The sequence below is a fragment of the Halostagnicola sp. A56 genome, assembly GCF_000691505.1.
GTDB lineage: Archaea > Halobacteriota > Halobacteria > Halobacteriales > Natrialbaceae > Halostagnicola.
The window spans coordinates 279,122-300,339 of record NZ_JMIP02000014.1; the positions used below are offsets into that span (position 1 = coordinate 279,122).

The following is a 21,218-nucleotide window of genomic DNA, read 5'->3' on the forward strand; positions in this document are numbered from 1 at the left end:
CTAACCGAGAAGTCACGTTCGAGAGGGGGTTACCCGAACCATCGGTCGGCAATAGACAACATAAGTTTTGGCTACCCAAAGAAAAATTCCTCCATGGGGAAGCTTTAAGTGGAATGCTCCTGTATGTAGAAACGAGATGAGCACCCAAAAGACCGTCCGACAGCAGGCAGATCACGTCGAGGAGAACGAGCTTCGACTTGACCGTGAGAAAGCCGAACAGGTCGTCGACGCGTTGAACACGGAACTCGCGAACGCGTACGTCCTGTATCACCAGCTCAAGAAACACCACTGGGTCGTCGAGGGTGCGGAGTTCCTTGACCTCCACGTCTTCCTCGAGGAAGCCTACGAGCACGCAGAAGAGGGCGCAGACGAGATGGCAGAGCGCGCACAGGCCCTCGGCGGCGTTCCGGTATCGGGGCCGACGAACCTCGAGGAGCGTGCGACCGTCGAGTTCGAGGGCGAGGACGTCTATGACATCCGAACGATGTTCGAGAACGACCTCGAGATGTACGGTGACATCATCGAGTCGATGCGCGATAGCATCGAACTCGCGGAGAACCTCGGCGACTACGCGACGGCCGAGATCCTCCGAGAGATCCTAGTGGAACTCGAAGACGACGGCCACCACTTCGAACACTACCTCGAGGACGACACGCTGGTCTTAGAAGAAGCGACCCACTAAACGCCTGCGAAGAACCAACGGTCGCAGATTCTACGAGCGTTTTTTGTTGCCGATCGTGTCCGTAAGACAGAGATACCGAACTCAGCAGTCGGTGAAGCCTTCCGGGGAGTCGGTCCCGATTGGTACAGTATCGATCGATCGACCGAAACTACCGACCGATCAACTACGGCTCGAGATCGACGGCTGTATCGCTCGCGATCCAGCCGTCCGTGTTGTTTCGTTCGGTGACGACTAGCTTGCCTGGTCGGGGCTCGTGAGATGAGATAACCGTCGGCGATTCGGCCTCGACGCGTTCGGTGTCAGTATCCTGTTCTGGAACGGGGGCGTCCATCACGTGGAGTTAGGCGACCCTAAATCTAAAAAGGTTTTGGTCGGCCTAAGATCGTGGTCGGCTCGACCGTGATTCGCGTGGCCCACTTTCAAACGGCTGGCCGTCCGCCCCTCGCCCATGGAATTCGACATCGTTCAGGGAGATATCGCCAGCCAGTCCGCCGATGCGCTGATCAACGCTGCGGGCACGAGCCTCGAGATGGGCTCCGGCGTCGCGGGCGCGCTGCACCGGGGTGGCGGCGAAGACCTGAACCGAGAAGCGAAAGCCAACGGCCCCGCCGACCTCGGCGACACGGCCATCACAGACGCTACGACCTCGACGCCGAGTACGTGATCCACGCCGCCGCGATGCCCCACTACGGCGACGGGCAGGCGACCGCAGAGAGCGTTCGGAACGCGACCCAAAACAGCCTCGAGGCCGCCGACGACCTCGCCTGCGAGTCGCTCGTGATCCCCGCCCTCGGCTGTGGGGTCGCGGGATTCGATCTCGCGGACGGCGCGCGGATAATCGGAGACGAACTGGCGAGCTATCGGCCGGACGCGCTCGAGGACGTCCGATTCATCGGGTATAGCGACGAGGAGTACGATACGAAGCGCGCTCGAGGAAAGCGGCCGCAAGAATACGAACGAAGACGCTCCGGAAACCGAATCGCACGCCGAAAGCGAAACGGATCGATAGCGATCGCGACGAAGGCGGACGAACTCGACCGGAAACGATGGTTCAGGAGAGCGACAGCCCGCGGATCTCGACGCTCTCGCCGTCTTCGACCCGTCCGATTATCTGCCCGTCCGTCCGTTCGACGAGCGAGTCCGCTCGCTCGGACGGGACGGCGACGACGAAACCAGTGCCCATGTTGAACGTCCGGTGCATCTCCTCGTCGGTCACGCCGCCTTCGGTCTGGACGAACTCGAAGATCGGCTGTGCGGGAAGCGGATCGTCGACGATGTACCGGTTCTCGCCCATCCGAAGCAGGTTGGTCCAGCCGCCGCCGGTCACGTGGGCCGCCGCGCGCACGTCGGCCTCGACCATCGGCTCAAGCAAATCCGTGTAGATCCGAGTCGGTCGAAGGAGTTCCTCGCCGATCGTCACCTCGGGATCGAGCGGGAACGTCTCCGTGTAGTCGTGGTTTCGCGTGACGGCTTCGCGTGCGAGCGTGAGCCCGTTCGAGTGGATGCCGTTCGAGGGAAAGCCGACGAGCGCGTCGCCGACGGCGGCCTCGCCATCGAGGAGTTCGTCTTTCGGCGCGAGTCCGACACAGGTACCCGCGAGATCGAATCCGGTGACGACGTCGGGCATGACGGCGGTCTCGCCCCCGAGGAGAGTGAGATCGGCCTGCTCGAGGCCGACGGCGAGTCCCTCGCCGATCTCGTTTGTGATCTCGTCGTCCGGTTCGTCGATCGCGAGGTAGTCGACGAACCCGGTCGGTTCGACACCGGCGGCGACGAGGTCGTTGACGTTCATCGCGATGCAGTCGATCCCGATCGTCGAGAAGTCCTCGATCGCTTCGGCGACGAGCAGTTTCGTACCGACGCCGTCGGTCGCCAGCGCGAGGTACCGATCACCGATGTCGAGCAGGCCGGCGTACTCCGTCGTCAGGTCGCTCCCGAAGGCCTCGAGCAACGCCGCGGTCGCGTCCTCGCTCGCCTCGATATCGACGCCCGTTTCGGCGTAGGTGAGTCCATCCTCGGACGCGGACTCCGATCCGTCCGTCTGGTCGGTCATACCTGACAGACCTCGCGGATCGGCTAAAAGGCCACCGGTCCGGCCCTGAGACGACTCGAGACGGCTACACGCGAGTCCTCGAGAAGGCGAGTGACGCCAAGCCACCTACCAGAGTCCGATCCCGAACATCAAGATGAACCCGGCCAGCAGAGCAACGCTCGCGAGAAAGACGACGGCGAAGACGCCTTTGTTCCAGTTCCAGACCGACTTACCGTCGAGCGGGCCGAACGGGATCATGTTGAATGTCGCCAGAAAGAGGTTAATGAGGACGCCCATGTGACCGACGATGCCGATCCCTGGAAAGATCATCAAGGGGAAAAACAACAGCGCGAGACCGTGGTTCGTCAGCGGCCCCGCGAGCGCGATCATCGCGTTCTCGCGTTCGGTTATCCGGCCGGCGTGATAGACGGCACCGGGCGCGGCAAAGAGGAACCCGATCAGCGCGCTCATGATGGCCAGAAAGAGCATCTGGTAGTCGGCGCGAAACTCCGCGATCTGTCCATACCGGATCGCGACGACCTTGTGTGCGAGTTCGTGGCAGAGAAAGCCGACGCCGACGGTTACGAAGCTCAATGCGACGCTCAAAACGAAGGTTGTCGGCGTCCCGACGCCTCGGTGAATCGGTTCCAGAAGCAATGCGAACGCGACGCTCAAGGCGATCCACGCGGCGGCGAGATCGAGCAGTTCTTCGTCACTGAACTGTACCCCCGACTGCGTCGGATAACTCATCGGTCGCTCACCCTCGTCACGAGCGATTCGCAGGCGAAGTCGGCGGTTGTCTCGTAGATCACGTGAGGTACCCCCGGATTAGTTCGAGACTGTTCTCTGCACCCTGGAGTAGCTCTGCGAAGAGCGCGTCGACGCCGCCGATGCCCGGGGCGATCCACGGGAGAACGACGAACGGGAACAGGACCGTCGCGATCAGGCTCCCGATGTTGGTCAACGCGACGATCATGATGAGCCGAAACAGCGGCACGTCGAACATGTCTTCGACGGCTTCGCCCAGCGGCCGTTCCGTATCGTCGATGATCTCGTTCAAGAGCTGAATATCGCGGACGTTGACCGGTCGGTGTTTGAGTTCCACGTAGCCCGCGAACCAGCCCGGCGCGAGCAGCGGGTTGATACTGGTGAGCCAGGCGACTGCGCCGCCCAGCCCTGCACTGTCCCAGCGCGCCCCGGCGAGGCGAGCGAGCGTGAAGGCGAAAAAGCCGTTGAACAGGAACCAGGCCGCGAACAATCGGAACAAGAACGCGTCCTGTACGCCGGCCATAATCAACAGGAAGAAAAAGCCGACGAAGACGGCCATCACGAGATAGCCGAACACTTTCATGAGCGAAAACCGACGACCGGAGTCCGTTCCGCTGATCGACTCGAGCGGCGGCAACGTTTCCGGATCCTCGAGGTACCGTTCGATACCCGCTTTGTGGCCCGCGCCGACGACGGCGAGAACGTCGTATCCCTTCTCCGAGAGTGTGTGGAGGTTGTGTGCGATATAGGCGTCGCGCTCGTCGATCAACGCCTCGGCGCCGCCGGGGCTGAACCGGCGAAACTCCTCCATCATCGCCGCGACGACGTCGCCGTCGGTCATCTCCTCGATGTCGATTTCGTCTACGTCCTCTACGTCCGTCGTGAAGACATCCAGTGCGATTCCACAGAGTCCGCCGACGATTGCCCCGATCCCGAGTCCGGCGAGGATGCCGACGCCGCCGCGGATCGAGTACGACCCGACGTTCTCGAACAGGCCGGCCGAGATGGGACCGACGAACGTCTCGGTCACGACGATGCCGAGAGCGACGAGGGGCCCGAGCACGACACCGATCAGGAGCCGGACGGAAAATCCGTCGAGCAAACCGCCAGTTCCGCTTCCGGCGTTCTCGAGCGAGGGGAGAAAGATCAACCCCACGAGTGCGCCGACGATGACTCCACCGCTGACGGCGCCGGCGTACTGCAAGCTGGATACTCCTGTGATCCCGAGCAACAGGAGGTCGTTCAGACCCAGGAATGGGGCCACTATCGCCGAGAAGACGAATCCGAAAAACGCCCCGACGACCGCGCCGAAGGTGATTCCGATCGTTCGGGGATCGGTCACGCCGAGGGCCAGCCCGCCGACCATCTTTAACTTCTCGATGATCGATAATCGCGCCCAGAACCGCTGAATCGTTATCTGGATGTCTCGGTCGACGAGCGCGACGCCGTGACCGTTCGCCTCGGCCGACTCGATCGCCGCCCGCATATCCGCACCGGGTTCGATGTCGAACTGATCGCCGAGCCGAGACTGGACGTACGAGAGCATCCAGTACGCGAGAAACTGAAAGACGGTGTTTCCGGAGAGGAGGTCTTCTGCCTGCACGTCGTCGGGCGTCCCGCCTTGCATCTGGCGGTATCGCCCCTCGTCGAGTTCGACGGCGACCATGTCGGGAGATTCGTCCCGGATCGTCTCTCTGACTTCGTCGACGCTGGCCTGAGAGACGTGAGCGGTCCCGAGAACCTGTACGGATCCGCTCTCGCCGTCCGGCGGGTCGGCTGCGTCGGGGACATCGACGTCACCTGCATCGCTCATTACCGAACCAACTCGGGCGCGACTTTTACCAGTATCGAAGCGTGTCAACGGGCAACGTTCCCGGAGCCGTGTCGAGAGATTGATTGCACTCGTCGGAAAAGACCGGGCGATGACCGATCTCCTCGAGACCGTGGTCGAAAACCGGGAAATGGTCCAGCCCCACCACGCGAACGCGCTCGACGTGACCCACGGCGGCAACGTGATGAAGTGGATGGACGAAGTCGGCGCGATGGCCGCGATGCGCTTTGCCGGCGAGGCCTGCGTCACCGCCCGCGTCGATCAGATGAATTTCGAGCGGCCGATCCCGGTCGGCGATACCGCGTTTATCACCGCCTACGTCTACGACGTGGGCGACTCGAGCGTGAAGGTTCGAATCGTCACCGAGCGCGAGGATCTCCGGACTCACGAGCGCGAACGGACGACGGAGTCGTACTTCGTGTACGTCGCCATCGACGAGGACGAACGGCCGACGAGCGTCCCCGGACTCACCGTCAGCACCGAGGAGGGCGAGCGGCTGCGACGCGAAGCGCGTACGGGCGAGAACAGCCGCTAATGGCTCTGATGGTCGGGAAATACTAGATTGTGATTTCGGGCGGGTATCCGTGCTCGAGACGGTTCTCGAAATAGTTCGTCAAACGACTCGAGAACGGTTCGCCGAACGACTCGAGGACGGTCTCACGAGCTAGTCCTCGATCAGCTCTTCGAGTTCGCCGATCGATTCGAGGACGTAATCCGGGTCGACGGCGGCGCGCTCGATATCGCTTCGATCGGTGATCCCCGTGAGGACGACGGCGGTCGCCATTCCGGCTCGTTCTCCCAGTTCGATGTCGGTATCGAGTCGATCGCCAACGACGAGCGTTCGTTCGGGTGGTGTCTCGAGTCGCCCCATCGCGGCCTCGACCGCGACCGCGGAGGGTTTGCCAAGAATCGCATCCGGCTCGCGGCCCGCCACCGCTTCCATCGCCGCCAGGATCGATCCCGATCCCGGAATGTCACCGCCCTCCGTCGGAATCGTCGCGTCCGGGTCGGTTCCGTAGAAGGGGGTCGATCCCTCGAGCGCCCGCAGCGACTCCCAGATCGTACCGTACGAGAACTCCCGGTCGAACGAGCCGAGGACCACGCCGCTCTCGCCTGGATCGGTAGTTACCGAGAGGTCGGACTCCTCGAGGAGCGTTTCCAGCCGATCGTCGCCGACCAGGAAGATCGGCTCGTCCGGGTGGTTCGCCCGAAGAAATTCGGCGGTGACGACGGCGGACGTGAGCACGGCATCAGCGGAGATATCGATCCCGTGACTGCCGAGTTTCGCCTCGTAATGGGACGCCCCTCGCGTGGGGTTGTTCGAGAACAGTACCGTGTCTATTCCGGCCGTCTCGAGCGTCGTCAGCGCGTCGACCGCGCCGGGAATCACCCGCTCGCCGCGCAGGATCGTTCCGTCGACATCGAGAATCGCGGCCTCGAACCCGGTCATTGTCCGGTCAACGGCCGGCGGAAGGTTGAGCGTTCGGGTTCGCTCGCGGAGGGAATTCTTATCCGGGGACGGCGCGTAGGCCGCTCTATGGGACTTGAGGTCGAGCCCCCGAATCCGCCCGAACTGTCGTTCGTCGATCCGAACGAGTACGACGACGCGACGATCAGCGGCGGGGACGAGGTCGATTATCGCCGCGAAGAGCTACAGGGGTTTCTCGAGGACGGAGCGTGGGAGGAAGCGTTCGAGGAGTGGCTCACGGACACGGATCTCGAGCGACGGGAGTTCGAGATCGCCCGTGACCTCGATCTCTTCGCCGGGTTCGACTTCTTCTGGGACGACTTCGCGGACCGGGTCGGCTACCACGCGCCGGGGATCCCCGAGGACTGGCAGGCTCGAGAGTACCACCCGGATCTCGAGTCGTGGGGAACCGTCTCGTCGATCAACGCGGAATTGACCGAGTTCGGACAGCTCGTCTCGGTCCTGCTCAAAGAGGAGTACATCGACTGGGAAGCCCAGTACGAACCGCCGGAGGACCTTCCCGACTTCGATTGAGGCGTGTCGTCGCCGACCGAGATTGCTTTCGACTGTTTTCGAGCGGGATCGCCGGCGTTGTTAGCGCAAGGTCGCGGACGATTCTCGATGGGGTTCGACCACGACCGGGTCTCCGACGGTCAAACGGTCGCCCCAGACGCGCTCGGGGACCCGCGTGTTGACCATCAGTCGGTAGTAGTGATCGAACCAGGCCGGGTTCGCCCACTCCGGGAGGGTCGCCTCGCGCCGGTCGACGAACCGTTCGCGGAACCCGTCGGTCGGTTCGCCGGTATCGGGATCTCTCGTCGGAACGACACACCGCTGACACGGATTGACCCCTTCGAGCCGACTCGAGCCGATCTCGAAGGGGACGGTCGTCCCCGGCCGATCGTAGAGGCGATCCTCCCAGAACGGTTCCGTCTCACCGACAACGAGATTCGGTCGGAGACGACGACGCATCTCTGCGGGGTCGATGCCGTCGAACCACGACGCGACTGCCTCGAGCGTTCCCGAACTGATTATTGTCGGTCCGGCGGCGTCGGTATCGTCCGGAAACCCGCCCTCGTCGGCGCGGACGACATCGACCTCGTATCCGAAAAAACACGTCAACCACGAGGCGAAGGCGTCCCGGTCGACGTCGAGGTGAAAGGAGAAGGGGTCGTCACTCCCCTGCTTCCGGACGGTGATCGTCTTCCGCTCGAGATCGTACGATGCGCGCAGTCGATGGACGGCACGCTCGCCTTTTCCGTTGACGTAGGTCCCGTCTTCGTCGACGATCGCGTACCGACGGTCCCACTCGGTCCCGCCGCGGTCGCGAATCGACGTCGTTTCAACCGTCGTTCCGTCCAGCGATTTGACGGGGTAGACGTGTATTCTCTCGAGGCGAGCCATTGGCTGTTCTAACGGGATCACCGCTGAAAGCAGTACCTATATCATGGTTTTTTGCTCGAGTGACGCCGTCGGTTTTCCGGGCGTCTCGAACGGGATGCTGATCTCGAAATATCTTATCTCCGACCCGAGTTAAATCTCAAACCAAACAGATTAATTACCCTTTGTATCGGAAACCGTATCCGGGCCGTTTCAGGATCGGCTGTCGTCCACGACTACTGAAGCCGAGGAACGGCCACACAATAAACGACAGGGAAGTAACCAGCAAAAAATAAAATAATTCAAAGAATAGTGAACATCATAAAAATAGATATATTTGAGTACTATCATGTATGAGCGTGTCGCTCGAGGGATCACGTTCCGAGCCGAAAACACCCGACTTAGATGACCTGTTCGGTACTATCAGATCGTTGAATAGACACCGAAGCGGTCTGTGAGTCGACTATTATCGATCGGCCGATCGAACCGCCGGTATCCGTTCCGGTGATCGGGATACCGCGGGATTCGAGGGCCGTGCGTGCCGCGATCGCGTTCTGTTCGCCGATCGAATCGCCGTCGTTTTCGAAGTTCATCATCGTCGCGCCGCCAGCGAGTTTGGCCGTCGTTCGCGAGACGGATCCACCGAGTGCCGTGAACGAATCGATCATCGCCTCGATCCCGGCGTCGCCGAACTTTGCGGGGTTCGGACCTGGGTTCGAAATGCGCCCGATCGACGGCAGCATGAAGTGCAACAGCCCGGTGACGGCTGCGGACTCGTCGTGTAACACGACCCCGATGCAGGATCCGAACCCGCTCGAGCGAAGCGTCTGGTACTCGTTGCGACCGGTGAGGGCGTACTCGGCGATTCCGACTTTGAACGCCGACTCCTCGAGGTCGTCGGCCGGTCCCGGAACTACGGTCGGTGATTCGACTCGTGCAGCCTGGTGAACGGTCACCGGATCGTCCGATCGAGAACTGATCGAGTCGGACGATGGCGTCTTCGAGTGAAACGGCGTCGAAGCGGACCCGGTTGTCAGTTGGGATCGAACCGTATCCATATCCGTTCGAGGGGGCTTCGTCTCACGCGATTCGAATTCACCTGCTCGAGCGACACTATCGTCAGTCATTTGAATTTCGGTCCCGAATCTGGTCCAGAACGGGCCGCTAGTAGTACAGTAGTGGATCCGGGTGGCAAAAGGGATCTGGCCGATAACCTGACATATGTGCCACTGTCCGCTGTTTGCACGTCGTCCTCGCGGCCGTCGAATCAGTTGGATACTGGCTGCCAGGCTGGCGGGGTAGTAGCCTCCGAGCCGGCCGTAATATCAGATAATTGAACGTTCGTGGCCGCGAGAATTAAGTACGTGTCCGGGAAACGGTTCGGTACGAAGACGATTTCAACACCGGTTGGGATCGGGGGCGAATTCAACGTATGGCAGCAAAAGAGTACGAGCAGGGAGCCGTCGACGAGGGTATCGAGGAGACGAACGAGCGGGATGCAGTAGACGTACTGGAGTTCGAACTCGATACTGACGGGTTCTGCGTCGAGATAGGCTACATCGCAGAGATCGTAAACTGCGGCGAGTTGACCAACCTGCCGAGCACGCCGGCCCACATCGAGGGCGTTCTCAACCTCCGTGAGGAGGCTGTGAAGGTGATAAACCTCAAGCGGTTGCTCGAGGTCGGCGAGGAGTACACCGACGAGAAACTCATCGTCTTCAAGCGAAAAGACGGCGCGGATAGCCGGCTCGGCTGGCTCGTCGACGGCGTCCGCGGGGTCCACTCGTTTCCCCCGAGCGAGGTCGAAGCCGGTGGTGACGAGCCGGGCGTCGAAGGCGTTATTCGGCAAGGCGACGATTTCGTCATCTGGCTCGATCCGGCGCGGATGCGCATCTAAGACTCTCACGGTCGAATTGACAGCTCACGACCGGACTGGGGACTCACAACCGAATTGACGACTCACGGCCGAACAGGCAACTTCTATCTGTCGTGTCGATAGCGAACGATCGAAAACTCCGATTAGTCGCTACGCTCGTCGGTACAGAGGCTGACGATCGCCTCCGGGATGTCGTCGATCGCCAGGACCTGTTCGATCGACCCGGTTTCGATCGCGGCCTTCGGCATCCCGAAGATTCGCGAGGTCGCTTCGTCCTGGGCGATCGTTCGACCGCCCGCATCGGCGACCGCCTTGATTCCGATCGCACCGTCCTCGCCCATGCCGGTCAGAATCACCCCGATCATGTGATCGTCGATGACGTCCGCGGCGGTTCGCATCGTCGCATCGACGGCCGGCCTGACGTTGTTTATTTTGGGCGCTTTCGAGAGGTCGATGTCGATCCGGCCGCGCCGGTAGCCGGTTACCTCGAGGTGATACCCGCCCTTCGCGAGAACGCCCTCTCCGCCGCGTACGGTCTCGTTGGGGCCCGCCTCGCGAAACTCGAGATCCGTCGCCGCGTCGAGACGCTCGGCGAACGAGCCGGTCAGGGCGTCGGTCATGTGCTGGACGACGATGACCCGAAGATCGAGACTCGCCGGGAGGTTCGCGAGCAACGTCTCGACGGTTTTCGGACCGCCGGTCGAGGAGCCGACGAGTAGCGTCGTCGTCTTCGACGACTCGGGTGCGTCCGCCGAGACGGATCCCGCCCGTGACGACTCGCTGCTCGACGCTTTCGATTCCGCCAATCGCCCGGTTCCGGCCCCGGTCCCTCGAGTGGCGGATCCCGCCGTCGAGTTGGCCATCGACCCCGGCCGGGCACTCGACTGTGACGCCCCGGCGATACGCTCGACGACCTCGTCGGCGCGATCCCAGAGCGAAACTGATCGCTCTTTGCCACCGGGTTTTCTGATGATGTCGACGACGCCACGTTCCATCAACTCGAGTGCCTCCTCGGCGTCCTCGTGGACGTGTGCACTCAAGACGACGATCGGGACCGGGTGTCGCTCCATGATCCTGTCAACGGCCCAGTGGCCCCCCTGCCCCGGCATCGAGATATCCATCGTAATAACCTCGACATCCGTGCTTTCAACGAGTTCGACCGCGGATTCGCCATCGCTGGCTTCTCCGACGACGTCGTGTCCGCGCTGCTCGAGAATTTCTGTGAGAATGTTCCGCATGAACGCGGAGTCGTCGACGATGCCAACGGTAACCATGTACGAACGTTCTGGGATCCAGTACTAATACTCTTTCAGTGTTTCCATGAGCGCCGTGAAATCCACCAGCGGCACCTGGGCCTGCTCGTCGGCCCGATAGCCGTGGATGATGCCCTCGAGGTAGGACTCGTCGATCGTGACCAGGTCCATCTCGGTGATGTCGTATATCGGCGTGATCGACTCCTCGCTCGCGGATTCGACGTGGCTGATGTCGTCGACGCGTACCCCGATCCGGTGTTCGTCCTCAACCTCGTCCTGGACGATTATGTAGTCCCCGCCGGCACCGTTTTGGTGGCTCGCGTTCGAGAGGTCGACGATCACCTTCGGGTTCAAGACCGCGATGATCTTGCCCCGCATGTCGGTTACGCCGTCGATCGGTTCCGGCGACCGCGGGTACCGGGTCAGCCCTGAGAGTTCCTCGACGGAACTGATGCTCTCAAGGGGGGCGGCGAACAGTTCGTCGTTGAGCTCGAAATACAGCAGTTTCGTTTGCTCGACTTCGTTCGTTTGTGCTTCGTCTCCCGTGACGAAGTCGACCTCCGTCTTCGTGACCGCCATCCGCTCGCCGGTCGTCACGCCGCCGAAGCCGGCTATCGCTCCGTTCGACTGCTCTGTGTTCGCCTCGGTCGTCGGTCGCTGGTCGTCGACGGACGGGTCTCGCCCGTGCTCGAGTTTCGAATTCATGTCGTTGTATTCGTATACCGTCCCCGTTCCGGAGCCGGTCGATTCGGTTTCGGGCGCTGACGGTTGGGTTCGGTCGTCCGGGGCGGGAGTGGTGGCGTCTCCCCCTTTGGGGGGAACGTCAGTACCCGCGCCACCGGACGGCCGGTTGTCGTCACTGGTACTCTCGACATCGGCGTCAGTATCGTCTCTCTCGGTACTGGCGTCGACATCGTCTCCGTCGTCATCTGCGGCTGCACCGGTATCCGTTGTGGCACTACCAGCGTCGGCACCGGTATCCGCTGTGGCACTACCGGCGTCGGCACCGGTATCCGTTGTGGCACTACCGGCGTCGGTGGTATCGGCGTCTGCCACGTCGTCTGCCGACTCGACCGACTCGCCCGGGGAGACGCCGAGCTTTTCCGCTTTCTTCCGTTCTTCCGCCGAAAACTTCTCGCGCGTTCGAGAGCCAACGTCCGATAGCTGGTCTTCGAACTGGTCGTCTGGGTCGGGTGTATCATCGCTCATGCGTTTACCTCCTGCTCTCGGTTCTGCTCTCGCCGACGGCGAATACCGTCGAGCGACAGTTGTGTCGCCGCCTCGACGTCGATTCCGAACGTCGGCGGCTCGGTCTGTGCCATGACGAGTTCGACGAGCCTATCGTAGGTCTCGAGTTCCGCGTTCGCGAGCGATTCCTCGTAGGCGTAGACCGACCGCTGGTTCTTCTTGGCCCTTGCGAAGGCCGCCCGGTGGTCGGTTACAACGCCTTTCTCGCCGAACGTGTCCTCGAACCAGGAGACGATCCGCTGGTGCTCGCTCGTCATCTTCGTCGAGTCGACTGTCATCACCGAGGCGAGATAGGAGATGTCGAGTTCGTGCATCATCTCGAGGACGTCGTACTGGTCGAACAGCAAGTCGACCGAGTGGGGCATCTCCATCTCCGGGATCATCGGGATGACGATATTCTCGCCGGCGGTTACCGCGTTCTTCGCGTACGGCGAGAAGTCGGGCGGGCAATCACAGACGACATAGTGGTACTCGCCTTCGAGGTGCTCTAAGAGCCGTCCGAATCGGTTCCCGCCGGCGTCAGCGGCGTCGAGGGGCGTCTTGTTCCCGTTGTACGATTGGTTCGCGGGGACGAGATCGAACTCCTCGTGGTCGGTCTCGATCAGCTCTGTCACTCGATCCCATTTCGATGGATCGAGTAGTACTTCGTCCAGCGAGAGCGTGTCGAGGTCGAAATACTGCTCGCGCTTGCCGAGATTGGCACTCAGCGTTCCCTGCGGATCGAAATCGACCAGCAGTACCTCGAACCCGCGGGCTGCAAGGCCCCCAGCGAGGTTCATCGCGGTAAACGTTTTGCCGGTTCCGCCCTTCTGGAGTGACACGGCGATCACTTCCGGCGTCTCGTCCGGCGCTGTCATTCTTTCCCCATCTGATCGTGTGCTTGAATCGTACTCGTTTCGTGGTTCGTCATACACCGACTCCCTCGATTGCTGTTCGGTCGTTCTGCAAAGATCTGCGAAGTTCGTGTGCTGTTACACGAGAACTGACAAACGCGACCCGGATAACTGTTCTGGCCCCTCTCCTCCAGTCGGTCGAAAAGCGGCCTCGAGAGCCCCGTTCTGCAGCGATCAGGCTTGTTTTGATTGGACCGCTCGACGGGCTTGAACCTCGGACGGGCGGAGACGCAACTGTGACGACCGGTTGGTTACCTGGTGTTCCAACCTACTGATGGGTCACCGCTCGGATGACTATCCAACTCAGCCTATATACGGCGGTTTCGTCCCTTCTAACGACCGATAACGGCAGTTCAAGAATACTATTCAAATCTGATAATTCAGCCAGTAAGCCTAAACCGTTGGTGTTCGACGTACTACGTATCAAGGTATGAGTGACGTTTTTGATACATTCATTCGGGAAAGCCAGGACGACCTTCTCCAGCTCAACAATTCGTTGCTGGCTCTCGAGGACAATCCGACCGACGCCGAGGCAATCGACGCGGTCTTTCGGGTAAGTCACAACCTCAAGGGGAACTTCGGCGCGATGGGGTTCGAAGCGCCATCAGACCTCGCACACGCGCTCGAGGACTTACTGGATGAGGTCCGAGAGGGGAACATGGCGGTGACCAACGACCGGATGAATCTGCTGTTCGAAGCGGTCGATTCGCTCGATAAGATGGTCACGCAGATCGACGAGTCGGGAGAGGTGCAACTCGATCCGAGCGCGACGGTCGCACAGCTCAGAGCGGAGATCGACGGCAGCGACGGCGAGGAAGTCGCCGCCCCGCCGGGCGACGGTGACGACTCGACCGACGAATCGGTCGATGTCCCGTTCGACACCCTCGCCGAGACGGAGGCAGCCAGCGCTGAATCGGTCTTTCACCTCGATCTCTCGATCGGCGACGGCGAATCGAACCTGGTCGATGCGATGTTCGTACTCGGGGACATTCAGGACGGTTACACTGTTCATGCGGGAGTGCCGGCCATAACCGACATCGAATCCGGCGAGTTCGAGGACGGGTTCGAACTGTACGTCACGCCGGACTCGAGTGCGGATGCGGACAAGATTTTCGAGGAGTACGACGACCACCGATACCTCGAATCGGTCGGGGTGACCGACGTAACCGACGCGGTGAAACGAGGACTTACGGGCGAAGAAGGTGACGAAGACGGCGGTTCGCCAGAGGACAGCGGCGGCGAGTCAGTGCTCGACAACCACGGGACGGAGATCGAGTCGATCCGCGTCGACGTGACGACCATCGACGAGCTGTACAACCAGGTCGAGGAGATGGTGACGAGTCGAATCAAGCTTCGAAACACCATCGAAGAGCTGGGCGTTTCGGAGGTCGAAAAGGAACTCAGCGAACACGACAAGATCACCTCCAGGATTCAGGACACCGTCCTCGAGATGCGGCTGGTCCCAGTTCGGACGATCGCCGGTCACTTCCCGCGACTCGTCCGGGACATCGCACAGGATCAGGGCAAGGAGATTACCTTCGAGATGACCGGCGTCGACATCGAGATGGACCGGTCGATCTTAAACGAGATGCGCGACCCGCTCGTCCACCTCATTCGGAACGCGATCGATCACGGGATCGAAGATCCGGACGTCCGCGAAGCGAAGGGAAAACCCCGCGGTGGTACCATCGAACTTCGGGGTACGCGCGAGCGAGATACGGTAACGCTCGCTATCGAAGACGACGGCGCGGGCCTCGATCCGGAACGGATTCGGAAGAAGGCGATCGAGAAGGACGTCATGTCCCCTGCGAAAATCCAGTCCCTCGAGCGCTCTGCGGTCTACGAACTGATCTTCCACCCCGGCTTCTCGACGAACGACGAGGTGACGGATATCAGCGGTCGCGGCGTGGGAATGGACGTCGTCAATCGCGTCGTCCAGAGTGTCGACGGTGACATCGACGTCGAGAGCGAACCCGGAGAGGGAACGTGCGTTACGTTGACTCTCCCCGTGAGCGTCGCGATCGAACGGGTGTTGTTCGTCGAGATCGGTGAGGAGGCATACGGCATTCCGATCAAGAACGTCGACGACATCTCGGTGATCTCGGATTTGGACGTTCAGTCGATCGACGATTCGAAGATTCTCAGTCACGACTCGAAGACGTACCCGATCATCGATCTCGGCGAGTCGTTGTCGGTTCCGAACTCCCAACAGGAAGACGACGATCTGATCGTTCGGGTCAAAGACGACATTCGAAAAGTCGCGATGCGGTGCAACGGGATGAACGGTCAGGAGGAGGTCGTCATCAAGCCGTTTCACGGCTCGCTCAGCTCCACCGAGGGAATCAGCGGCGCGTCCGTCCTCGGCGAAGGCGACGTGGTGATGATCCTCGACGTCGAATCGCTGTAACCGTCTCGAGCGTTGCGTTCGATCGTCTCGCTGTACCGTCTCGAGCGGACTCCCATCGGGCCATGTAACTTTCAGCGGTCTCGAGACCGTCGAGTACGCTACTCGAGCACGCTCGGGGCCAGTAAACCTAAACCTCGATAGCGACGAGTTTCAGTATCGACCACACACATGACTGAGAACTCATATTTAACGGATGGCGGAACTGAAGCCGGCGTCGATCAGTCCGAGAAACTCGGCATCGACGGCGAATCGCTGGCGTGGCGAAAGGAGTTCACGCGATTCGACGAGAGCGATCGGAAACGACTCGAGGAAATCTCGTCGGTCATCCGATATCGTCTGTAATTAGATATAATTACTTCGCTTAAACCGTTTGGGGGAGCGGAAACGTCTGTCGGAATTTCGGATCGCCGGAAACGCTCTCGTATGCGGCGTCTTCGCACGGAACTGGCTCCGACGATCGAGCGTATCGAGTCGCCACGTGCTCGCTTGTCATCTTTATGGTCTCTCGCGCTCGATTCGGTGTGAATTTCAGTGATTCAATCCGCGAGCCCGTTCGGCAACGGCTCGACGGCCGGACTCGCACCATCGTCGACGGCCTGTTGGAGAAGTCCGACGATCCGGCGACTCGCGACGCCGTCGCCGTAGGGCTGGGGCGTCGAGTGCACCCCTCGCTCGCGCTCGAGTGCGTCACGAATTCGGTCCTCGTCCGGGTCGACGAGTTCGTTCCACCCGGCCTCGACCGTCTCGGTCCACTCCGTTTCGCCCCGGAGGGTCACGCAAGGCGTCTCAAGGAAGAACGCCTCCTTCTGGACGCCGCCGGAGTCGGTTGCGACCCGCTCTGCGGCATCGAGGAGTCGAACGAAATCGAGATAGCCCTGCGAGTCGATCAGCCGAAGGTCGTCCTCGGCCCTGTCGCGTAGGTCGTACTCCTCGAGTCGGGCGATCGTCCGCGGGTGGGCGGGAAAGACGACCGGCAGCGGCGACGACGCGAGGCCGTCGAGGATCGACTCGAGATTCGACCTGTCGTCCGTGTTGCTCGCGCGGTGGACCGTCGCGAGCACGAACTCGTCGGGGGTGAGTTCGAGATCCTCGAGGATCGTCGACCGGTCGTGTGCGCGAGTGCGCGCCTCGAGAATCGCGTCGTACATCACGTCGCCGGTCCAGTGGACGCCGTCGTCGATGCCCTCCACGGCGAGGTTCTCGACCGCCGCCTCGCTCGGCGCGAAACACAGATCCGAGACGTGATCCGTGAGGACCCGGTTCGTCTCCTCGGGCATGTCGCGGTTGTAACTTCGCAGCCCTGCCTCGACGTGCGCGACGGAAACGTCGCGTTTGGACCCGACGACCGCGCCTGCGAGCGTCGAGTTCGTGTCGCCGTACAACAGGAGGACGTCGGGATCGGTCTCCTCGAGTACCGGCTCGAGGCTGGCGATCATCGCCGCAGTCTGGCGTCCGTGCGTGTCCGACTCGACGCCGAGGTTGTAGTCCGGTTCCGGAATCTCGAGTTCGTCGAAGAAGACGTCCGAGAGCTCCTCGTCGTAGTGTTGTCCCGTGTGGACGAGGACTTCCTTGCCGACCGCTCGCAGCTCTCTCGAGACGACCGCGGCCTTGACGAACTGCGGTCTGGCACCGACGACCGAACAGACCTTCATCCGCTCACCTCCGCGACGTCGCTGAGGGTCGTTTCGCGGGCCGACTCGGTGAACGTCAGGGCGACGGTACACAGCAGCTCCGTGAGGTTCACCATCTCGGAAACGTACTCGTCGCGGCGTCGTTCCCACTGCTCGGGTACCGACTCGTCGGCCAGCAGCGTCCGCGATCGATCGAGGACCGCGTCGAACGACGAGAGGTTGTAGATGAGCCCCTCGTCTTCAAGCTCGAGGAAGTTACCCATGTCCGACTCGCCGACGAAGGAGTTCGACCTGATCGCCGGGGTCCCGAGCAGGGCGGCTTCGGTGACCATCGTCTGGGTATCCGCGACCAGCAGATCGGCTTCCGAGAGCGCGTCGTGCAGTTTCGCTGGGTGGAGGTCGAACGGGCGAGCGTCGAGGCGTTCGAGATCGAGATTGCTCCCTTCGTCCGAGACGAAGACGGTCGCCTCGGTCGCGAGTTCCTCGAGCAATCGGCGTCGTTGCTCGAGCGAGAACCCCTTCCGTCCGACGTCGTGGTGGCCGTTAAAGGAGTTGAGACGGACGATCGCGAACGACTCGTCGGGACCGACGCCGAGGGCGTCGCGAATACCGGGATCGGGTTCGAAGATATCCGGGTGGAGGTAGGCGGACTCTTTGAATCCGCGGAACCGGTAGTGATTCTCGCCCAGTTCCTTCTGGAAGGCCTCCGGCGTGAGAAACGCGCGGACGAACGGTCGGGCGACGACGTGGTCCAGCGAGGGCTCCGAATCGAGGACCGCGATCGCTGGCGACCCCGTCACGAGGCCGGTGTAGGCGGCGTAGGGGCCGATCCCGAAGATCACGTCGGGACCGAATTTCCGGGCTCGCCAGACGATACGGCCGAGCTGGACGGGCAGCTCCCACAGCAGCGAGTGTTTTTTCTCCCCCCGACCGCCGTAGATCACGTACGGGAGTTCGTGGGCCCGCAGCAGGGCCTCCGTACACTCGTCGCTTCTGGCGAACACGAGCACGTCGTGGCCCAGCTCCTCGAGGCGGTCGATGGTGTGCTTGTAGAGATGAACGTGTGCCGGCGTGTTCGTAAAAAAGAGACAGTTCATTCAGGTACACCTCGTGCTTTCATTACACGTCGGGCTACACGTCGGCCGTATATTGTTATGAGACATCTATGGCTCCAGACGGGCGATTCGTCGGTTTAGACCCTTCTGTCTCCGTGAAACCGCTGTTGTCGTTTCCGCGTAAGTGAGTCCCTCACTTCCTGAAACGGTCACCTTCTCTGATAGGTGTGTGCGCGCTCGTCGTTCAGCTACGATATGCCGAGCGACCGCCGCTCCGTGCGATCGTGAGCTGTCGTTAAATCGTATAAACGATCGTGCCTCGAGTGAAAACGAGATTACTCCGCGGTTCCGTCGCAACTCAGTTCCACGGGCCGAACGCCGGGTCGACCTCCCGGTGGGTCTCCTCGATCGCGTCGATCGCCTCGAGGTCCGCTCGATCGAGCTCGAGCGTCAGCGATTCCCAGTTGTCCCGGATGTGGGCCTCGCCGGTCGCTTTCGGAATCGCGGTGACGCCGCGTTCGCGGAGCCACGCGAGACTGACTTGCACTTCGTTCGTGTCGTGTTTGGCCGCGATTTCTTCTAAGACGGGCTGGTCGAAGACGCTGCCGCGGGCCAGCGGGGAGTAGGCGACGACTTCGACGTCGAGATTCTCGCAGGTCTCGCGGATATGCTCCTGTGGGAGCAACGGATGCAACTCGACCTGGTTGGCGAAGATCGGCGCGTCACAGACGTCGACGGCGACCTCGAGCTGTTCGGGTTCGAAGTTGCTCACGCCGACGTTGTCGATCAGCCCGTCGTCGTACAGTTCCGAGAGGGCACCGAGAGTTTCCTCGGGGTCGTAGGCCTCGGTCGGCCAGTGGACGTACAGCAGGTCGACCGAGTCGACGCCGAGGCGCTCGAGACTCTCACGGGTCGTCTCGAGGACGTCCTCGCGCCCGAGGTTCTCCGGGAGGAGTTTGGTCGCGAGGAAGATATCCTCACGGTCGACGTCTGCTCGGGCGATACCGTCGCCGACGGCCGACTCGTTGCCGTACATCTGAGCGGTATCGATGTGTCGATACCCCGTTTCGAGGGCGGTGCGAACGCTTTCGGTGCACTGCTCCGGATCGGTGTTTTGCCACGTGCCGAGTCCGAGCATCGGCATGCCACTCGCCGTCGGACACGTCCCGGGTGCGATTTTGTCTGCCATGTGCGAGTGTTGGGCGACGAGCGGAAAAGGGGATTGTGAAAGCGGAAGGAGATGGGGTGGACCAGTCAGTCTCCGCTGGGCGGGTAACCCGCGGTGGTCAGTACTTGGGCTCTGCGCCGGTGATCTCGTAGACGCCGTCCATCACGCCGTCTCGGTCCCGCCGCCAGGCGTCGAAGTATTTCGGACTCGAGGGGTAGCTGTCATAGATCTCCTTGAGCGAGTTCGCCTCCTGCTGGAGTTTGTAGAGCTTGTAGAGAACGTCCCAGTGGCCGACCGTCTTGAGGATCGTCTTGAGTTTCAATCCGAGCGTCATCTCCGCGGTACCTTTCTTGCCCAGCGCGTCGACGAGTTGCTGGCCCGGCAGGGCGGTGATGACGCCGATCAGGTCGTCGATGTCGTGTGCGCCGCCGAAGATGTTGTACAGGTCCATCGCGGCGAAGCGCTTGCCGAAATCGGTCTGGACGCGACGGTTGTACTCCCAGAGGGCCGCCTCGCTCACGTCGCCGTCGCTGATGGCCTCGGTCGCGACTTTCGCCGCCCAGTGGCCCGCCTTCGCCGCGCCCGGAATCCCGCCGCCGGTACAGGGGTTGACGTGGCCGGCCGAGTCGCCGACGGCGACGTAGCCCGGATGCACCGCCGAATCGTAGGGCCGTCGCGTCGGGAGTGCGGCACCAAGTTTGTTCTTGACCGTCGCGCCCTGAAACTCGGGGTGGGTCTCGAGGTCGTTTTTGAGAACGTCGACGAGTTCCATCGACGGCTTGTTCATTTGAAAGCCGAGTCCGGCGTTGATCTCGGTCGAGGAGCGAGGGAAGTACCACAGGTAGCCGAGCTCCTCGGTCGGCTTGAACACGAGCGCGTCGTCCCACTCGACCGGCTCGGGAACCTCGAGGACCTCGCGGTAGGCAGAGCAAAACTGCGAGTAGTCGACGCGAGTGTCGAAGGTAGACGCGGAAAAATCGGCTTTGTCCTGCAGCAGGGAGAGGGCACCGGCACCGTCGATAACGACCTCGGCCTCGTAGTCGACCGGGTCGCCGTCACGGACGGCCCTGACGCCTTCGACGCGTTCGTTCGGCTGGATAACGTCCGATACGACCGTGTTGTAGTGGAGGTCGACCCCGGCTCTGTCCGCTTCGTCGAGGAGGATCTGACCGTACTTCCAGCGGTCGATGACGGCCCCGGTTTCGTTGAAGGGGATGTCGACTTCTTCGCCCGTCTGGGGGTTCTGGAAGATCGCTCTGTTGATATTTCGGTTGGTGAACGACTCCGATTTGAGCCGGTCCCTGTCGATCACGTCCGGGAGCGAACTCTTCCCTTTCAACCCGTCGCCACACGCGATCTTCCCGCCTTCGTCCTCGGTTTTCCGCTCGAGAAGCACGACGTCGAGGCCCTCCCGAGCAGCGGTCGCCGAGGCGAAACAGCCGGCCGTCCCGCCGCCGACGACCACTACGTCGTGGGATTCGGTAGTCATCTCTATCGCTTCTGAACGGCCGGCGTACTAAAAAATA

At 61.6% G+C, this 21,218-nt stretch carries 20 protein-coding genes and 1 pseudogene; 7 read left to right on the top strand and 14 right to left on the bottom strand.

All coding sequences use genetic code 11. The features are described from left to right. Nucleotides 1-136: 136 nt before the first annotated feature. Nucleotides 137-682, top strand: coding sequence for a DNA starvation/stationary phase protection protein DpsA (gene dpsA / locus EL22_RS03250; protein ID WP_050050134.1), 546 nt, complete (start codon nucleotides 137-139; stop codon nucleotides 680-682). Nucleotides 683-845: 163 nt separating this feature from the next. Here dpsA and EL22_RS17850 read toward each other — a convergent pair whose 3' ends face one another. Further along, the gene (locus tag EL22_RS17850; RefSeq protein WP_169732117.1) at nucleotides 846-1,013 is read right to left on the bottom strand and encodes a hypothetical protein; all 168 of its coding nucleotides are present in this window, start codon (nucleotides 1,011-1,013) and stop codon (nucleotides 846-848) included. A 117-nt stretch (nucleotides 1,014-1,130) separates the two neighbouring features. Between EL22_RS17850 and EL22_RS03255 the strand changes: the two are divergent. Beyond that, a pseudogene (locus tag EL22_RS03255) lies at nucleotides 1,131-1,630 on the top strand (macro domain-containing protein); the annotation flags it as partial. A gap of 103 nt (nucleotides 1,631-1,733) precedes the next feature. Here the strand turns inward: EL22_RS03255 and purM are convergent. The 3 genes from purM to EL22_RS03270 form a co-directional block, all read right to left on the bottom strand. Then, complete coding sequence (purM, locus tag EL22_RS03260) at nucleotides 1,734-2,735, bottom strand: phosphoribosylformylglycinamidine cyclo-ligase (protein WP_050050135.1); 1,002 nt, start codon at nucleotides 2,733-2,735, stop codon at nucleotides 1,734-1,736. 105 nt (nucleotides 2,736-2,840) lie between these two features. After that, on the bottom strand, nucleotides 2,841-3,464 hold the full coding sequence (locus tag EL22_RS03265; protein ID WP_050050136.1) for a Zn-dependent protease: 624 nt from the start codon (nucleotides 3,462-3,464) through the stop codon (nucleotides 2,841-2,843). 58 nt (nucleotides 3,465-3,522) lie between these two features. Continuing rightward, on the bottom strand, nucleotides 3,523-5,295 hold the full coding sequence (locus EL22_RS03270) for a TraB/GumN family protein (RefSeq protein WP_050050137.1): 1,773 nt from the start codon (nucleotides 5,293-5,295) through the stop codon (nucleotides 3,523-3,525). A gap of 109 nt (nucleotides 5,296-5,404) precedes the next feature. Between EL22_RS03270 and EL22_RS03275 the strand changes: the two genes are divergently transcribed. Next, on the top strand, nucleotides 5,405-5,848 hold the full coding sequence (locus tag EL22_RS03275) for an acyl-CoA thioesterase (protein ID WP_050050138.1): 444 nt from the start codon (nucleotides 5,405-5,407) through the stop codon (nucleotides 5,846-5,848). A gap of 129 nt (nucleotides 5,849-5,977) precedes the next feature. Here the strand turns inward: EL22_RS03275 and EL22_RS03280 are convergent, their stop codons facing one another. Further along, a complete protein-coding gene (locus tag EL22_RS03280) occupies nucleotides 5,978-6,763 on the bottom strand; it encodes an HAD-IIA family hydrolase (protein ID WP_050050139.1) in 786 nt (261 codons plus the stop codon). An 87-nt stretch (nucleotides 6,764-6,850) separates the two neighbouring features. On the opposite strand from EL22_RS03280, the gene EL22_RS03285 reads away from it, so the two are divergent. Continuing rightward, the gene (locus EL22_RS03285) at nucleotides 6,851-7,315 is read left to right on the top strand and encodes a hypothetical protein (protein ID WP_050050140.1); all 465 of its coding nucleotides are present in this window, start codon (nucleotides 6,851-6,853) and stop codon (nucleotides 7,313-7,315) included. Between the two features lie 60 nt (nucleotides 7,316-7,375). Here EL22_RS03285 and EL22_RS03290 read toward each other — a convergent pair whose 3' ends face one another. After that, nucleotides 7,376-8,185, bottom strand: a complete 810-nt coding sequence (locus tag EL22_RS03290) for an MOSC domain-containing protein (RefSeq protein ID WP_050050141.1) — start codon at nucleotides 8,183-8,185, stop codon at nucleotides 7,376-7,378. Nucleotides 8,186-8,562: 377 nt separating this feature from the next. After that, nucleotides 8,563-9,288 (bottom strand): chemotaxis protein CheD, encoded by a 726-nt coding sequence (locus EL22_RS03295; protein WP_082146644.1) that lies wholly within the window; start codon nucleotides 9,286-9,288, stop codon nucleotides 8,563-8,565. A 305-nt stretch (nucleotides 9,289-9,593) separates the two neighbouring features. Here EL22_RS03295 and EL22_RS03300 point away from each other — a divergent pair, with 305 nt between their 5' ends. Then, entirely contained in the window at nucleotides 9,594-10,058 is a 465-nt protein-coding gene (locus EL22_RS03300) for a chemotaxis protein CheW (RefSeq protein WP_082146645.1), read from the top strand. Between the two features lie 122 nt (nucleotides 10,059-10,180). Here the strand turns inward: EL22_RS03300 and cheB are convergent, their stop codons facing one another. Genes cheB through EL22_RS03315 form a run of 3 tightly spaced genes read right to left on the bottom strand, consistent with a single transcriptional unit; the run spans nucleotide 10,181 to nucleotide 13,395 of the window. Next, nucleotides 10,181-11,311, bottom strand: a complete 1,131-nt coding sequence (cheB, locus tag EL22_RS03305) for a chemotaxis-specific protein-glutamate methyltransferase CheB (protein ID WP_050050143.1) — start codon at nucleotides 11,309-11,311, stop codon at nucleotides 10,181-10,183. A gap of 24 nt (nucleotides 11,312-11,335) precedes the next feature. Beyond that, complete coding sequence (locus EL22_RS03310; protein WP_050050144.1) at nucleotides 11,336-12,499, bottom strand: chemotaxis protein CheW; 1,164 nt, start codon at nucleotides 12,497-12,499, stop codon at nucleotides 11,336-11,338. Beyond that, a complete protein-coding gene (locus EL22_RS03315) occupies nucleotides 12,496-13,395 on the bottom strand; it encodes a ParA family protein (RefSeq protein WP_050050145.1) in 900 nt (299 codons plus the stop codon). Before EL22_RS03315 ends, EL22_RS03310 begins: the two co-directional genes overlap by 4 nt. A 466-nt stretch (nucleotides 13,396-13,861) precedes the next feature. On the opposite strand from EL22_RS03315, the gene EL22_RS03320 reads away from it, so the two are divergent. Together EL22_RS03320 and EL22_RS17000 are read left to right on the top strand one after the other, a co-directional pair. Continuing rightward, nucleotides 13,862-15,838, top strand: coding sequence for a chemotaxis protein CheA (locus EL22_RS03320; RefSeq protein WP_050050146.1), 1,977 nt, complete (start codon nucleotides 13,862-13,864; stop codon nucleotides 15,836-15,838). A gap of 168 nt (nucleotides 15,839-16,006) precedes the next feature. After that, nucleotides 16,007-16,180, top strand: coding sequence for a hypothetical protein (locus EL22_RS17000; protein WP_156184032.1), 174 nt, complete (start codon nucleotides 16,007-16,009; stop codon nucleotides 16,178-16,180). 194 nt (nucleotides 16,181-16,374) lie between these two features. Here the strand turns inward: EL22_RS17000 and wecB are convergent, their stop codons facing one another. The 4 genes from wecB to EL22_RS03340 form a co-directional block, all read right to left on the bottom strand. Further along, nucleotides 16,375-17,490: a non-hydrolyzing UDP-N-acetylglucosamine 2-epimerase gene (gene wecB, locus EL22_RS03325; protein ID WP_050050147.1), complete on the bottom strand. Its 1,116-nt coding sequence runs from the start codon at nucleotides 17,488-17,490 to the stop codon at nucleotides 16,375-16,377. Beyond that, nucleotides 17,487-18,566, bottom strand: a complete 1,080-nt coding sequence (locus tag EL22_RS03330; protein ID WP_050050148.1) for a hypothetical protein — start codon at nucleotides 18,564-18,566, stop codon at nucleotides 17,487-17,489. The genes wecB and EL22_RS03330 overlap by 4 nt, the downstream gene beginning before the upstream one ends. A gap of 316 nt (nucleotides 18,567-18,882) precedes the next feature. Beyond that, complete coding sequence (locus tag EL22_RS03335) at nucleotides 18,883-19,713, bottom strand: aldo/keto reductase (RefSeq protein ID WP_050050149.1); 831 nt, start codon at nucleotides 19,711-19,713, stop codon at nucleotides 18,883-18,885. Nucleotides 19,714-19,810: 97 nt separating this feature from the next. Next, on the bottom strand, nucleotides 19,811-21,181 hold the full coding sequence (locus EL22_RS03340) for a geranylgeranyl reductase family protein (RefSeq protein ID WP_050050150.1): 1,371 nt from the start codon (nucleotides 21,179-21,181) through the stop codon (nucleotides 19,811-19,813). Between the last annotated feature and the right edge of the window lie 37 nt (nucleotides 21,182-21,218).

Coding starts and splice junctions, on each gene's coding strand:
- dpsA (WP_050050134.1), top strand. CDS start 137: ATGAGCACCCAAAAGACCGTCCGACAGCAGGCAGATCACGTCGAGGAG.
- EL22_RS17850 (WP_169732117.1), bottom strand. CDS start 1,013: ATGGACGCCCCCGTTCCAGAACAGGATACTGACACCGAACGCGTCGAG.
- purM (WP_050050135.1), bottom strand. CDS start 2,735: ATGACCGACCAGACGGACGGATCGGAGTCCGCGTCCGAGGATGGACTC.
- EL22_RS03265 (WP_050050136.1), bottom strand. CDS start 3,464: ATGAGTTATCCGACGCAGTCGGGGGTACAGTTCAGTGACGAAGAACTG.
- EL22_RS03270 (WP_050050137.1), bottom strand. CDS start 5,295: ATGAGCGATGCAGGTGACGTCGATGTCCCCGACGCAGCCGACCCGCCG.
- EL22_RS03275 (WP_050050138.1), top strand. CDS start 5,405: ATGACCGATCTCCTCGAGACCGTGGTCGAAAACCGGGAAATGGTCCAG.
- EL22_RS03280 (WP_050050139.1), bottom strand. CDS start 6,763: ATGACCGGGTTCGAGGCCGCGATTCTCGATGTCGACGGAACGATCCTG.
- EL22_RS03285 (WP_050050140.1), top strand. CDS start 6,851: ATGGGACTTGAGGTCGAGCCCCCGAATCCGCCCGAACTGTCGTTCGTC.
- EL22_RS03290 (WP_050050141.1), bottom strand. CDS start 8,185: ATGGCTCGCCTCGAGAGAATACACGTCTACCCCGTCAAATCGCTGGAC.
- EL22_RS03295 (WP_082146644.1), bottom strand. CDS start 9,288: ATGACTGACGATAGTGTCGCTCGAGCAGGTGAATTCGAATCGCGTGAG.
- EL22_RS03300 (WP_082146645.1), top strand. CDS start 9,594: ATGGCAGCAAAAGAGTACGAGCAGGGAGCCGTCGACGAGGGTATCGAG.
- cheB (WP_050050143.1), bottom strand. CDS start 11,311: ATGGTTACCGTTGGCATCGTCGACGACTCCGCGTTCATGCGGAACATT.
- EL22_RS03310 (WP_050050144.1), bottom strand. CDS start 12,499: ATGAGCGATGATACACCCGACCCAGACGACCAGTTCGAAGACCAGCTA.
- EL22_RS03315 (WP_050050145.1), bottom strand. CDS start 13,395: ATGACAGCGCCGGACGAGACGCCGGAAGTGATCGCCGTGTCACTCCAG.
- EL22_RS03320 (WP_050050146.1), top strand. CDS start 13,862: ATGAGTGACGTTTTTGATACATTCATTCGGGAAAGCCAGGACGACCTT.
- EL22_RS17000 (WP_156184032.1), top strand. CDS start 16,007: ATGACTGAGAACTCATATTTAACGGATGGCGGAACTGAAGCCGGCGTC.
- wecB (WP_050050147.1), bottom strand. CDS start 17,490: ATGAAGGTCTGTTCGGTCGTCGGTGCCAGACCGCAGTTCGTCAAGGCC.
- EL22_RS03330 (WP_050050148.1), bottom strand. CDS start 18,566: ATGAACTGTCTCTTTTTTACGAACACGCCGGCACACGTTCATCTCTAC.
- EL22_RS03335 (WP_050050149.1), bottom strand. CDS start 19,713: ATGGCAGACAAAATCGCACCCGGGACGTGTCCGACGGCGAGTGGCATG.
- EL22_RS03340 (WP_050050150.1), bottom strand. CDS start 21,181: ATGACTACCGAATCCCACGACGTAGTGGTCGTCGGCGGCGGGACGGCC.